This is a genomic window from Micromonospora sp. I033 (genome assembly GCF_053890995.1).
In genome coordinates, this window is the sequence record NZ_JBSSLX010000007.1 from 31,742 (window position 1) to 44,650 (window position 12,909).

16 protein-coding genes are annotated in these 12,909 nt (G+C 74.3%); 4 read left to right on the forward strand and 12 right to left on the reverse strand.

Features of this window, described 5'->3' with window-relative positions; translation table 11 throughout:
• Positions 1-31: 31 nt before the first annotated feature.
• Positions 32-982: a terpene synthase family protein gene (locus ACW0Q9_RS02410; protein ID WP_456178179.1), complete on the forward strand. Its 951-nt coding sequence runs from the start codon at positions 32-34 to the stop codon at positions 980-982.
• A 139-nt stretch (positions 983-1,121) separates the two neighbouring features.
• Positions 1,122-2,948, forward strand: a complete 1,827-nt coding sequence (locus ACW0Q9_RS02415) for an AMP-dependent synthetase/ligase (RefSeq protein WP_456178181.1) — start codon at positions 1,122-1,124, stop codon at positions 2,946-2,948.
• A gap of 72 nt (positions 2,949-3,020) precedes the next feature.
• On the opposite strand, the gene ACW0Q9_RS02420 is transcribed toward ACW0Q9_RS02415, so the two are convergent.
• On the reverse strand, positions 3,021-4,292 hold the full coding sequence (locus tag ACW0Q9_RS02420) for a low temperature requirement protein A (protein ID WP_456178228.1): 1,272 nt from the start codon (positions 4,290-4,292) through the stop codon (positions 3,021-3,023).
• 119 nt (positions 4,293-4,411) lie between these two features.
• Complete coding sequence (gene yczR / locus ACW0Q9_RS02425) at positions 4,412-5,869, reverse strand: MocR-like transcription factor YczR (protein ID WP_456178182.1); 1,458 nt, start codon at positions 5,867-5,869, stop codon at positions 4,412-4,414.
• A gap of 58 nt (positions 5,870-5,927) precedes the next feature.
• On the opposite strand from yczR, the gene yczE reads away from it, so the two are divergent.
• Positions 5,928-6,593, forward strand: a complete 666-nt coding sequence (gene yczE, locus ACW0Q9_RS02430) for a membrane protein YczE (protein WP_456178184.1) — start codon at positions 5,928-5,930, stop codon at positions 6,591-6,593.
• Positions 6,594-6,732: 139 nt separating this feature from the next.
• A complete protein-coding gene (locus ACW0Q9_RS02435; RefSeq protein ID WP_456178185.1) occupies positions 6,733-7,194 on the forward strand; it encodes a hypothetical protein in 462 nt (153 codons plus the stop codon).
• Positions 7,195-7,203: 9 nt separating this feature from the next.
• Here the strand turns inward: ACW0Q9_RS02435 and hisF are convergent, their stop codons facing one another.
• The 10 genes from hisF to hisB all read right to left on the reverse strand — a co-directional run bounded on the left by hisF (position 7,204) and on the right by hisB (position 12,892).
• Positions 7,204-7,971 (reverse strand): imidazole glycerol phosphate synthase subunit HisF, encoded by a 768-nt coding sequence (gene hisF, locus ACW0Q9_RS02440; protein WP_456178187.1) that lies wholly within the window; start codon positions 7,969-7,971, stop codon positions 7,204-7,206.
• A gap of 39 nt (positions 7,972-8,010) precedes the next feature.
• Positions 8,011-9,009 (reverse strand): NADP-dependent oxidoreductase, encoded by a 999-nt coding sequence (locus ACW0Q9_RS02445; RefSeq protein ID WP_456178189.1) that lies wholly within the window; start codon positions 9,007-9,009, stop codon positions 8,011-8,013.
• Positions 9,006-9,431 carry an organic hydroperoxide resistance protein gene (locus ACW0Q9_RS02450; protein WP_456178229.1) on the reverse strand — a complete coding sequence of 142 codons (426 nt, stop codon included), beginning with the start codon at positions 9,429-9,431 and terminating at the stop codon, positions 9,006-9,008. Before ACW0Q9_RS02450 ends, ACW0Q9_RS02445 begins: the two co-directional genes overlap by 4 nt.
• A 5-nt stretch (positions 9,432-9,436) precedes the next feature.
• Complete coding sequence (locus ACW0Q9_RS02455; RefSeq protein ID WP_151465274.1) at positions 9,437-9,883, reverse strand: MarR family winged helix-turn-helix transcriptional regulator; 447 nt, start codon at positions 9,881-9,883, stop codon at positions 9,437-9,439.
• A gap of 123 nt (positions 9,884-10,006) precedes the next feature.
• Positions 10,007-10,426, reverse strand: a complete 420-nt coding sequence (locus ACW0Q9_RS02460; protein WP_456178191.1) for a Rid family hydrolase — start codon at positions 10,424-10,426, stop codon at positions 10,007-10,009.
• Positions 10,423-11,151 (reverse strand): bifunctional 1-(5-phosphoribosyl)-5-((5-phosphoribosylamino)methylideneamino)imidazole-4-carboxamide isomerase/phosphoribosylanthranilate isomerase PriA, encoded by a 729-nt coding sequence (gene priA, locus ACW0Q9_RS02465; protein ID WP_456178193.1) that lies wholly within the window; start codon positions 11,149-11,151, stop codon positions 10,423-10,425. The genes ACW0Q9_RS02460 and priA overlap by 4 nt, the downstream gene beginning before the upstream one ends.
• Positions 11,152-11,170: 19 nt before the next feature.
• Positions 11,171-11,491: a hypothetical protein gene (locus ACW0Q9_RS02470; protein WP_456178195.1), complete on the reverse strand. Its 321-nt coding sequence runs from the start codon at positions 11,489-11,491 to the stop codon at positions 11,171-11,173.
• On the reverse strand, positions 11,488-12,111 hold the full coding sequence (gene hisH, locus ACW0Q9_RS02475; RefSeq protein ID WP_456178197.1) for an imidazole glycerol phosphate synthase subunit HisH: 624 nt from the start codon (positions 12,109-12,111) through the stop codon (positions 11,488-11,490). Before hisH ends, ACW0Q9_RS02470 begins: the two co-directional genes overlap by 4 nt.
• Positions 12,111-12,281 carry a hypothetical protein gene (locus tag ACW0Q9_RS02480; RefSeq protein ID WP_456178199.1) on the reverse strand — a complete coding sequence of 57 codons (171 nt, stop codon included), beginning with the start codon at positions 12,279-12,281 and terminating at the stop codon, positions 12,111-12,113. The genes hisH and ACW0Q9_RS02480 overlap by 1 nt, the downstream gene beginning before the upstream one ends.
• Positions 12,281-12,892 carry an imidazoleglycerol-phosphate dehydratase HisB gene (gene hisB, locus ACW0Q9_RS02485; protein WP_456178201.1) on the reverse strand — a complete coding sequence of 204 codons (612 nt, stop codon included), beginning with the start codon at positions 12,890-12,892 and terminating at the stop codon, positions 12,281-12,283. Before hisB ends, ACW0Q9_RS02480 begins: the two co-directional genes overlap by 1 nt.
• Positions 12,893-12,909 lie beyond the last annotated feature (17 nt).

The following is a 12,909-nucleotide window of genomic DNA, read 5'->3' on the forward strand; positions in this document are numbered from 1 at the left end:
CCAACCCTGAGCGGCGGGACAGGGGAGACGGATGCGAGGCTTCGCGCTCTCGGCACTGCACGAACCTCCCTTCCCGGCGCGCCGCCACGCCGCCGTCGAGCTGGTCGTCGGGGAGAGCGCCGGGTGGGTACGCGACCTGGGCCTGATCGACACCCCGGACGGGCTGCGCCGGCTGGCCGGCGCCCACCCCGTGGAGCTGGCCGGGCGGGCCTGCCCGGACGCGTCGGTCGGCGGCCTGCGACTGCTCGCCGACCTGATCAGCTGGCTGTTCGTGATGGACGACGCGTGCGACGAGGACGGCCTGGGTGCCGACCCCACCCGGCTGGCGCCGACCGTGGCGGCCCTGCTGGAGGTGCTGGACCGGCACGGCGACCGGGCCGCGCCCGTCCCGACCGGCGCCGGCCCGCTCGCCGTGGCGCTGGACGACCTGTGCCGGCGGGCCCGTGACCGGCAGCGGCCGGCGCTGCTGCTGCGCCTGGTGAGCCAGTTGCGCGAGTACCTGCTGGCGCTGCTCTGGGAGGCGGCCAACCGGGAGCACCGCCGGGTGCCCGGGGTGGCCGAGTACGTGCAGATGCGCCGGCACACCGGCGGCGCCCGGCCCAGCTTCACGCTGACCGACCTGGCCCACCCGGACCTGCCCGGCCCGGGCCGGCGGGCGGATCCGGCGCTGGCCGCCCTGGACGCGCTCGCCGCCGACCTGGTCTGCTGGTGCAACGACCTCTTCTCCTACGGCAAGGAGCGGGCGACCGGCCCGGACGCGCACAACCTGGTCACCACCATCGCCGGCGAGACCGGGCAGGGCGAGGAGGCGGCGCTGCGCGCGGCAGCCACCCGGTTCAACCAGGGCCTGGCGGCCTACGCGGAGCGGGACGCGGCGCTGGCCGTGACGGGCGACGAGGGGGTGCGGGCCTTCCTCGCCACCCGGCGGAACTGGATCCGGGCCACCTACGACTGGTCCCTCGCCGCCACCCGGTACGCCTGAGCGCGTTCCACCTCCCGGGACGGCGGTCGCCGCAGGCCACGGGGGCTAGCCGCTGCCCGGGTCCAGGCAATACTCTTCGGTAACCGCAGAATGGCGTGACCCCCGTCACGTCCCTCCACCCTTGAAGGCGGCTACAGCGATGGCTCTCGATGTACCGTACCGTTCCGTACCCGACATGTTCCTCAAGCGCGTTGCGGACTCCCCCGACCGCGACGCGTTCGCCCATCCCGCCCCGGACGACTCCGGGCCGGTCTGGCTGACGTGGCAGCAGGTCGGGCAGCGCGCCAAGGCGATCGCCGCCGGGTTGCACGGGCTCGGCGTCGGCCTGGAGGACCCGGTGGCGATCCTGGCCAACACCCGGCTGGAGTGGGTGCTCGCCGACTTCGGGATCATGTGTGCCGGCGGGGCCACCACCACCGTCTACCCGACCACCGAGCCGGATGACGCGACGTACATCGTCGCCGACTCCGGGTCGAAGGTGCTCTTCGCCGAGAACCCCGCCCAGGCGGCGAAGATCGCCGGCGCGGCGGTGCCGGCGCTGACCCACGTGGTGCTCTTCGACGGCGTGCCCGACCCGGCCGCCACCGTCCCGCAGCTCACCCTGGCCGAGCTGGAGGAGCGCGGGGCCCGGGCCCTGGAGAACGAGCCCGACCTGATCGACATGCTGGTCGCCGGGATCGGCCCCGATCACCTGGCGACCCTCATCTACACCTCGGGCACCACGGGCCGGCCGAAGGGCGTCGAGCTGCTGCACGGCGGCTGGTGCTGGGAGGGCGTGGCGCAGGCCGAGCTGGGCCTGCTGCACGCCGACGATCTGCAGTACCTGTGGCTGCCGCTGTCCCACTCGTTCGGCAAGACGCTGCTCTGCGGCGCCACCCACGTCGGCCTGCCCACCTACGTCGACGGCCGGGTGGACAAGCTGGTCGACCTGCTCGGCGTGATCCGGCCGACCCTCATGTGCGGCGCGCCCCGGGTCTTCGAGAAGGTCTACAACAAGGCGGTGACCACGGCCCAGAGCGCCGGCGGCGCGAAGGCGAAGATCTTCGCCTGGGGCGTCGCGGTGGGCAAGGAGAAGGTCGCGCTGGAGCAGGCCGGCAAGCCGGTGCCGACGGGCCTGAAGCTGAAGTACGCGCTGGCCGAGAAGCTGGTGTTCAGCAAGCTCCAGGCCCGGCTCGGCGGCCGGATGCGGGTGCTGGTCTCCGGCGCGGCGCCGCTGAGCAAGGAGATCGGCACCTTCTTCGCCGCGGCCAACCTGCCCATCTCGGAGGGCTACGGGCTCACCGAGACCAGCGCCGGCGCGTTCGTGAACCCGCCCGGCGGGCTGCGGATCGGCAGCGTGGGCCGGGCCATGGGCGACCTGGAGTGCCGGATCGACACCGACGGCGAGATCCTGGTCCGCGGCAAGCCGGTCATGCGCGGCTACCACAACCTGCCCGAGGAGACCGCGGCCGCGTTCACCGAGGACGGCTTCTTCCGCACCGGCGACATCGGCACCCTCGACGACGAGGGCTACCTGCGCATCACCGACCGGAAGAAGGACCTGGTCAAGACCTCCGGCGGCAAGTACATCGCGCCGTCGCACATCGAGGGCATGTTCAAGGCCGTCTGCCCCTACACCTCGCAGGCCGTGGTGATCGGGCAGGCGCGCAACTACTGCACGATGCTGGTCACGCTGGACCCGGACGCGATCAAGGCCTGGGCCGCCGGCACGCCGCTGGAGGGCCGCGACTACACCGCGATCGTCACCTCGCCCGAGGCGCAGGCCATGGTCGAGGGCTACGTGGCCGAACTGAACGGCAAGCTGAACCGCTGGGAGACGATCAAGAAGGTGACCATCCTCCCCCGGGACCTCACCATCGAGGACGGCGAGGTCACCCCGTCGCTGAAGATCAAGCGCCGGAGCGTGGAGACCAACTTCGCCGACGAGATCGACAAGATGTACGCGGGCACCCTCGCCGAGCTGTAGCGAGCCCGCACCGTCCGGCGGCCGTGCCCCTCCGTCCCGGGGCACGGCCGCCGCCGTCGTCGGCCGGCCCGGTCAGAGGTGCCGCTGGCGCCAGTGGCTCTGGTCCGCCTCCGTGGCGAGTTGCTCCTCCAGCGCGAGCTGCCGGACCTGGCGCCGCCGGCCGTCCTCGCGGAACGTCTCCGCCATCACCCCGATGGTGGTGAGCACCGCCAGCAGGCCCAGGGCGACCAGTTCCGGGATCGGGGCGGCGAACGGGGCGACGGCGGCGAGCACCACGACCGTGATCAGCAGCGGCCAGTGCACCTCCCGGAGCGCCACCAGCGCGCAGGCGGCCAGGCTGAGCAGGTAGAGGCCCACCCCGCCGTAGAAGATGGTGGCCCAGAAGCCGCCCAGCGGCTCGCCCCAGCTGGGGGTTTCCGGGCTGGCCGATTCGGCGAGCAGGTCCTTGAGGCCGAGGGCGAAGAGGATGACCCCGGCGATCAACGGCAGGTGCAGGAACGTGTAGACGTCCCGCGCGAGCCGGAGTCGGGCACGCGGGTCGCGGGCGTGGTGCAGCGCCTGCTCCAGCGCGTACGCCAGGGTGTCGAAGTACGCCCACCACAGCATCGCCACGACCAGGACACCGAGCAGCGCGGCGACCGCCACCGGGCCGGTGAGCGGCAGCCCGGTCTTCGGGCCGAGCCCCAGCGCGATGATCGACTCGCCGAGCGCGATCAGCACCATCAGCGCGTGCCGTTCCGCCCAGTGCCCGGCGGAGAGCACCACCCACCACCGCCGGGCCAGGATCACCCCGCCCAGGTACTCGACCAGCAGCGCCACGGTCCAGAGCGCCAGTTGCAGCGTCACGGCGACCATCCGGTCGGCGAGTCGCTGGGGGACCGTGCCGGCGACCACCAGCAGCACGGTGGCCACGCTCGGCAGCACCGCGCGCAGCAGCAGCCGCTGGCGCCGGACCGGATCCGACCGGTCGACCCAGGCGAAGACCGTGAGCTGGGCCATCCGGATCACGAAGTAGCAGGCCGCGAAGACCAGCGGGCCGTTCAGCCCGCCGGGACGGTCGACGAACGCGCTCGGCACGCTGAGCACCAGCAGGAACGTCGCGGCCACCGTGACGAAGCCGGCCAGCGGCAGCAGGCCCTGGTCGGCGCGGAGCGCGTTGCCGAGCCGGGCGAAGCCGGTCCACGACCACCAGAGCAGCGCCAGCACCAGCAGGCAGCGGTAGAGGTTGGCCGGGGTGAGCAGGGTGGCGGTCAGGGTGGTGACGTTGATGAACCCGAAGACGAAGACCAGGTCGTAGAACAGCTCCAGCCGGGTGGTCCGGGAGCCGGGCGCGCCGGGTCGCACGATCCGCGACCAGCGGGCACCCTCGCCGTTCCCCACCCGCGCAGTCTGCGCACCGCGTGGCCGCCGCGTCGCCGATCGGAAGATCCGTACCGGAAGGTGGGCCGCGGTCCGGGGCCGGGTCAGGCGATGACGGAGGGCTCCCGCCACTGGGGGCGGCCGGTCCGGTCCAGGTCGTAGCGGACCGCGGCGAGCCGGCCGACGGCCTCCTCCAGGTCCGCGGCGGGCAGCGTGAAGGGCAGCCGGAGGAACCGCTCCAGGGTGCCGTCCAGACCGAACCGGGGTCCGGGTGCCAGGCGTACGCCCACCTCCTCGGCGGCCCGGGCCAGCGCGCTGGAGATCGGGCCGTCCAGCTCCACCCAGAGGGTCACCCCGCCGCGCGGCACGGTGACCCGCCAGTCGGGTAGCCGGTCGGCCATCGCCTTCACCAGGGCGTCCCGCTGCGCGGCGAGCTGGAGCCGCCGGGCGGCCACGATGCTCGGCCCCTCGGCCAGCAGGTGCACCGCGACGAGCTGGTCGAGCACCGGGCTGGCCATGTCCACGCCGACCCGGGCGGCGGCCAGCCGCTGCACCTGCGGGGCGGACGCCCGCACCCAGCCGATCCGCAGCCCACCCCAGTACGGCTTGCTCATCCCACCGATGCTGATCACCCGGGAGTGCCGGTCGAAGGTGGCCACCGGCGGCGGCAGCGGGGTGCCGTCCAGCGGCAGGTCCACGAAGGACTCGTCCACGACCAGGTCGGTGCCGGCCGCGTGCGCCGCGCCGACCAGCCGCTCGCGCAGGTCGGTCGCCATCAGGTGGCCGGTCGGGTTGTGGAACTCGGGGATCACGTACGCCAGCTTCGGCCGGGTCTGCCGGATGCTGCCCAGCAGCAGGTCGGCGTCCCAGCCGACCCCGTCGGCGGCCAGCCCGTGGGTGGTGATCCGGGCCCGCCGGGCGGAGAGCGCGGCGAGGGCGTTCGGGTAGGTCGGGGACTCGACCAGCACCCCGCCGCCGGGCGACAGGGCCAGCCGCAGCACCAGGTCCAGCGCGTGCTGCGTGCCGCTGGTGACCATGATCTGCTCCGGGCTGGTGGGCAGCCCCCGATCGGTGTACGAGCGGGCCACCGCCTCGCGCAGCTCGATGATGCCGGTCGGGTGGTAGCCGGCCCCGCCGAGGTAGCGCGGCAGGTCCTCGGCGGCGGCCCGGGCGGCCGGCACGAGCTGGGCCGGGGCGGAGAGCGCCGCCACCCCCAGGTCGATCATGTCGCGGTCGTCCAGCGGGGTCCAGAGCCCGGTGCTGGCCACCCGATGGGTGCCCGGCAGCATGGTCCAGCTCCCGGCGCCCCGCCGGCTGGCGAGGTGGCCCGTCTCCCGCAGCTCCCGGTAGGCGGCGGTGACCGTGGTCCGGCTGATCCGCAGCGCCTCGGCCAGGTCCCGCTCGGCCGGCAGGCGTACCCCGAGGGGGAGCCGGCCGTCGGCGAGCAGCCCGCGGACCGCGGCGGCGAGCGCGGCGTAGTCCGGGCTGCGCCGGCGACCCGGCAGGGCATGCCACTGCCCGAGGAGCCGAGCCAATTGGACGCCACGCACCTGACTCGTCATGGCCACCCCTCCGAAATTGGCTCTGTCGCGGGCAGGATTGGCCCCTAGGGTGGCATGCATGGCTCAGATTGGCAATCTCCGGCACCGGCCGACCCGGCGGCTCATCCAGCTCTACGCCGGGCTCGCCCTCTACGGGATCAGCATGGCGCTGATGATCCGGTCCGGCCTCGGGCTCGACCCGTGGGACGTGTTCCACCAGGGGCTCGCCCGGCAGACGCACCTCTCCTTCGGCACGGTCACCATCGCGGTCGGCGCGCTGGTGCTGCTGCTCTGGATCCCGCTGCGGCAACGCCCCGGCCTCGGCACCATCAGCAACGTCGTGGTGATCGGGCTGGTCGTCGACGCCACCCTGGCCCTGCTGCCGCCCGGCGACGGCCTGCCGGTCCGCGCCACACTGCTGGTCGTCGGGATCGTCGCCAACGGCGCGGCCACCGGCCTCTACCTCGGGGCCGGGCTCGGCCCCGGCCCGCGCGACGGCCTGATGACCGGCTTCACCGCCCGCCACCCCCGCTTCTCCCTCCGGCTCGTCCGGACCGTCATCGAGGTGACCGTGCTGAGCCTGGGCTGGCTGCTCGGCGGCACCGTGGGCCTCGGCACCGTGGCCTACGCGCTGGCCATCGGGCCGCTCGCCCAGATGTTCATCCCGGTCTTCGCGGTGCCGGCCCGACCGGCCGACGAGCCGGTGGCGGCCGGCGCGCCGCACCCGGCCGGCGAGGCGGCCTGAACCGCCCCGACCACGCAGCGTCACCGGCGCCGCGCCGACCGCCACACGCTGGGACGGTCCGGACGGCGCTGAGCTGCGGCGACGTCCGGCCGCGAAACCGGGTGTTTTCTCCGCCGTCGCGGCCGGGCATCATTCGTTCATGGGGGAGAACGGTTGGCGTCGGAGCGACGCCTGGATCTTCGTCTCACTGGTCATCGCGAGCGGCGCCGGCCGGCACCGCCGGGCCGCCGACACCCGGCGCCCGGAGGGCGTGCGCCTCGCCGACGTCCTCTCCACCGCCGACCACCTCAACCAGGCCATCCCCGAGCGGCACGAGGTGGAGGGCGCGGTCCGCCGGCTCGTGAGCGCCGGCCTGGTCAGCGTCACCGACGGCTGGTTCCGGGTGACCCCGGACGGCGAGCGGCTCTGGCGCACCCGGCCCAGCGCCGGGCTGGGCACCACGGTGGACACCGTGCAGGGCGTGCTGAGCCGCCGCCCCGCCCCGGACGAGTCCGACTGGCAACTGGACGAGGACGACCACGCCGCCGCCGTCCAGGAGTACGCGGTCCGCTCGATCCCGATGCCGCGCCGCTCCCCGGAGGGCCACTCCGGCCGCCCCTGACCGCGCTTTCTAGCGGACGGGGTGGCCGGCGCCGCGCAGGGCGTCCTTGACCTCGCCGACGGTCAGCTCGCCGAAGTGGAAGACGCTGGCGGCGAGCACCGCGTCGGCGCCCGCGCCGATGGCCGGCGGGAAGTGGGCCACCTGGCCGGCCCCGCCGCTGGCGATCACCGGCACGTCGACGACCGCGCGGACCGCCTCGATCAGCGGCAGGTCGAAACCGGCCTTGGTGCCGTCGGCGTCCATCGAGTTGAGCAGGATCTCCCCCGCGCCCAGTTCGGCGCCGCGCGCCGCCCACTCGACCGCGTCGAGGCCGGTGCCCCGGCGCCCGCCGTGGGTGGTCACCTCGAACCCGCTGGGCGTGGTGCCGGCCGGAGCCCGGCGCACGTCGAGGGAGAGCACCAGCACCTGGCGGCCGAACCGGTCGGCGATCTCGGCGATCAGCTCGGGGCGGGCGATGGCCGCGGTGTTCACCCCGACCTTGTCCGCGCCGGCGCGCAGCAGGGTGTCGACGTCGGCGACCCGGCGGACGCCGCCGCCCACGGTGAGCGGGATGAAGACCGACTCGGCGGTGCGCCGCACCACGTCGAGCATGGTGCCGCGGTCGCTGCTGGAGGCGGTGACGTCGAGGAAGGTCAGCTCGTCCGCGCCGGCCCGGTCGTACGCCGCCGCCAGCTCGACCGGGTCGCCGGCGTCGCGCAGGTCGAGGAAGTTGACCCCCTTGACCACCCGCCCGGCGTCCACGTCCAGACAGGGGATCACCCGTACCGCCACCGTCATGCCGCGAGCCTATCCAACCGCCGCGTGTGGGACCGGGACTCACACCCGGACGAGCATCTTGCCGAGGTTCTCGCCGCGCAGCATGCCGAGGAAGGCCTCCGGGGCCCGCTCGATGCCGTCGACCACCGTCTCGTCGTAGGAGATCCGGCCGTCCCGCAGCCAGCCGGCCATCTCCTGGACGAACTGCTCCCGCAGGTGCCCGTGGTCGCCGACCAGGAAGCCGCGCAGGGTGAGCCGCTTGCCGATGAGCAGGGCCAGGTTGCGCGGGGCGGCGGGCGGCTCCGTGGCGTTGTACTGCGCGATCATGCCGCAGATGGCGGCCCGGCCGTGCAGCTTCATGGCGCCGATGGCGGCCTCCAGGTGCTCGCCGCCGACGTTGTCGAAGTAGACGTCGACGCCGTCCGGGGCGGCGGCCCTGAGCTGCTCCCGGACCGGGCCGTCGTGGTAGTCGAACGCGGCGTCGAAGCCGAGCGCCCGGAGCCGCTCGACCTTGGCCGGCGAGCCGGCGCTGCCGACCACCCGGGCCGCGCCGCGCAGCTTGGCGATCTGCCCGACCATGCTGCCGACCGCACCGGCCGCACCGGAGACGAAGACCGTCTCGCCCGGCTTCATGGCCGCCACGTCGAGCAGCCCGGCGTACGCGGTGAGCCCGGTCATGCCGAGCACGCCCAGGTAGGCGCTGACCGGGGCCAGCTCCGGGTCGACCTTCCGCGCGCCCTTGGCGTCGACCAGCGCGTACTCCCGCCAGCCCAGGCCGTGCAGCACGACGTCGCCGGGCGTGAAGCCCTCGGCCTCGCTGGCCACCACCTCACCGACCGCGCCGCCGTCGAGCGGGGCGTCGAGCGCGAACGGCGGCACGTACGACTTGACGTCGTTCATCCGCCCGCGCATGTACGGGTCCACCGACATGAACCGGTTGCGGACCACGAGCTGGCCCGGACCCGGGGTGGGCACCTCGGTGGTGACCAGCCGGAAGTTGTCGGCGGTCGGCCAGCCCTGCGGCCGGGACGCCAGGTGGATCTCCCGGTTCGCGGTCATCGGGCGTCCCGGACGGTCAGGGCGACCTCGATGTTGCCGCGGGTCGCGTTGGAGTAGGGGCAGACCTGGTGGGCGGCCTCGACGAGCTGCTGCGCGGCGGACCGCTCGACGGCGGGCAGGTCGACCACCAGGGTGACCGCGAGGCCGTAGCCGCCGCTGCCGTTCGGGCCGATGCCCACCTCGGCCTCGACGACCGAGTTCGAGACGTCCGCCCTGGCCTTGCGGGCGACCACGCGCAGCGCGGAGTGGAAGCAGGCCGCGTAGCCGGCCGCGAAGAGCTGCTCCGGGTTGGTCGCGCCGCCGGCGCCGCCCATCTCCTTCGGGATGGCCAGGTCCAGGTCGAGGCCGCCGTCGGAGGTGCGGACGTGGCCGTCCCGGCCGTCGCCGGTGGCCTGCGCGGACGCGGTGTAGAGCACCTGCATGGTGGTCACTGCTCCTTCTGTCGGTGGATCGTCTCGGTGACCCGGGTGAGGGTGTCGCGCAGGGCGACCAGCTCGGCCTCGGTGAGGCCGGTGGCGAGGGCGACCCGCCGCGGCACCTCGTCCATCCGCTCCCGCAGGGCCCGGCCCTGCGCGGTGAGGCCCACCTCGACCCGGCGCTCGTCGGCCGCCGAGCGGGTGCGTACCACCAGGCCGGCCGCCTCCAGCCGCTTGAGCAGCGGGGAGAGGGTGCCGGAGTCGAGCCGGAGCCGCGCGCCGAGCTCGGAGACCGTGGGGGCGTCGTCGCCGCGCTCCCAGAGCACCAGCAGCACCAGGTACTGCGGGTAGGTCAGGCCGTGCTCGTCGAGGATGGGCCGGTAGACGTCGGTGAGGGCGCGCGACGCCGCGTAGAGGGCGAAGCACACCTGCCGGCGCAGCACCAGATCATCGGTCACGCGTCGAACGGTAGCCCACAATCAAGTTGTGCACAATTCAATCGGTCCCGTGAACGGTGTCACAGCGGGCGGCGGCGCCATCTCGGAAGCGCCTTCCGAGCTGATGCGACAAACGCGCCCGGATCAGTCCTCGGCGATCCACGCCTCCAGCTCGACCTCCACCAGCAGGTCGGGATCGATCAGGCCGGCCACCACCACCATCGTGGCGACCGGCCGGACCCCGCCGAACACCGCGTTGTGCGCGCGGCCCACCTCGTCGGCGTACATCCGGTCGGTCACGTACATCCGGGTGCGCACCACGTCGGCCGGTTCGACGCCGACCTCCGCGAGCGCGTCCAGGCCGATCCGGATCGCCTGGGCGGTCTGCGCGGCGGCGTCCCCGACGTGGGCGACCTGGCCGTCCACCGTCGACGTGCAGCCGGCGGTGATCGCCAGTTGCCCGGCCCGGACCACCCGGGAGTAGCCGTAGAGCGCCTCCCACGGGCCGCCGGAGCCGAGCCGGGTGACGGCCGTGTCCCGACCGCCGCCGACGGCGGCCGTCACGCCCCGGCCCGCAGCGTGGCGAGCGCCTCGGCGACGGTGAACGCTCCGGCGTAGAGCGCCTTGCCGGCGATCACGCCCTCCACGCCCACCGGCTCCAGGGTGGCCAGCGCACGCAGGTCGTCCAGGGTGGACACGCCACCGGAGGCGATCACCGGGGCGTCGGTGCGGGCGCAGACCTCGCGCAGCAGGTCCAGGTTGGGCCCGCGCATCGTGCCGTCCTTGGTGATGTCGGTGACCACGTAACGGGCGGCGCCGGCCTTGTCCAGCCGCTCCAGCACCTCGTAGAGGTCGCCGCCGTCGCGGGTCCAGCCACGGGCGGAGAGGGTACGGCCACGCACGTCCAGCCCGATCGCCACCCGGTCGCCGTACTCGCCGCAGACCCGGTCGCACCACTCCGGGTTCTCCAGCGCGGCGGTGCCGATGTTGACCCGGGCCGCCCCGGTGCCCAGCGCGGCCTGCAACGACTCGTCGTCCCGGATGCCGCCGGAGAGCTCGACCTTCACGTCGAGCTGGCGGACCACCTCGGCGAGCAGGTGCGCGTTGGTGCCCCGACCGAACGCGGCGTCCAGGTCGACCAGGTGGATCCACTCCGCACCGTCGGCCTGCCAGGCGAGGGCGGCCTCCACCGGGTCGCCGTACGCGGTCTCGCTGCCGGCGGCGCCCTGGACGAGCCGCACGGCCTGCCCGTCGGCGACGTCCACGGCGGGCAACAGGGTGAGAGTCAACGCTCTTCTCCTCGCATCCTCAACGGCGGTCCAGGGCGATCACCACGATCGCCGGCAGGACCAGCAGCAACAACACGACCAACGCCAGCCGCAGCGCCAGGTCGTCGACGAAACTCCAGATGCCGGCCACGGCCGCGCCGGTGAGCAGCACGATCGCCGCCCGCTCGCCCCGGCTGTGCCGGCGCAGCCGGCCGGTCCGGCCCCGCCGCGGCGTGGGCGTCAACCGGCGTACGACGGCGCGCCGCCGCGCCCGGCGCGCCACCCGGCGGGCGCGCGCGGCGCGTTCCCGCTCCAGCTCGGCCTGGCGCGCCTCCCGGCGCCGGGCCCGCTCCTTGCTCAAAGGGTGGCCAGCCAGTTGCGCAGCAGGGTGGCCCCGGTGTCGGCCGACTTCTCCGGGTGGAACTGGGCCGCCGACAGCGGGCCGCGCTCGACCCCGGCGACGAAGTCGGTGCCGTGGTGCGCGGTGGTGACGGTGGCCCCGGCGGCGGCCAGCGCGGCCGGTTCGGTCACCCCGTAGGAGTGGACGAAGTAGAACCGGGCGTCGGCCGGCAGGCCGGCGAAGAGCGCCGAGCCGGCCGGGGCGTGCACCGTGTTCCAGCCCATGTGCGGCAGCCGCGGCGCGGGCAGCTTCGTCACCCCGCCGGGCAGCAGCCCGAGCCCCTTGGTGACCACACCGTGCTCGTCGCCGTGCTCGAAGAACACCTGCATCCCGACGCAGATGCCGAGCACCGGGCGGCCGGCGGCGATCCGGTCGGCGATGACCGGGCCGGCGCCCAGCGCCTCGATGCCGGCCATGCAGGCGGCGAAGGCGCCGACGCCCGGCACGACCAGGCCCTCGGCCTCGGCGGCGGCGGCCAGGTCGGCGGTGACGGTGACGTCGGCGCCGGCCCGCTCCAGCGCGCGCTCGGCCGAGCGCAGGTTGCCCGAGCCGTAGTCGAGCACCACGACACGCCGTCCCATCAGCCCTCCCCGGGGAACAGCCAGAGCAGGCCGCCGGCGGTGGCCAGCGCGGCCAGCAGCCCGGTGACCACCACCGCGCCACGGGCGGCGCCCTGCTTGTAGAGCGACCAGGTCCCGCCGACCAGCACCCCGGCCAGGATCAGCAGCAGCGTCGGCAGTGCCCGCCCCATCAGAGCGCGCCCTTCGTGCTGGGGATCGCGCCGGCGGCGCGCGGGTCGATCGAGGTGGCCTCGCGCAGCGCCCGGGAGACCGCCTTGAACTGGGCCTCGACCACGTGGTGGGCGTCCGGGTGGCCGCCGGGCCGGGCCGCCCGCAGCACGTCCACGTGCAGGGTGACCCGGGCGGCCTGGCCGAACGACTCCCAGATGTGCCGGGTCATGCTGGTCGGGTAGACCGGCCCGATGTACGGCGCGAGCGGCGGCTCGTCGTGCACCACGTACGGCCGGCCGGAGAGGTCGACGGCGGCCCGGACCAGCACCTCGTCCATGGGGACGGTGGCCGAGCCGTACCGCCGGATGCCGGCCTTGTCGCCCAGCGCCTGGTCGAACGCGGTGCCCAGGGCGAGCGCCGTGTCCTCCATGGTGTGGTGGGCGTCGATCTCCAGGTCGCCGACCGTGTGCACGGTCAGGTCGAAGCCGCCGTGCCGGGCGATCTGGTTCAGCATGTGGTCGTAGAAGCCGACGCCCGTCTCGATGTCGGCCTTGCCCGTGCCGTCGAGGTCGATCTCGACGAGGACCTTGGTCTCCTTGGTGATCCGCTCCACCCGGGCGGTCCGGCTCATTGCTCGCCTCTCGGTCG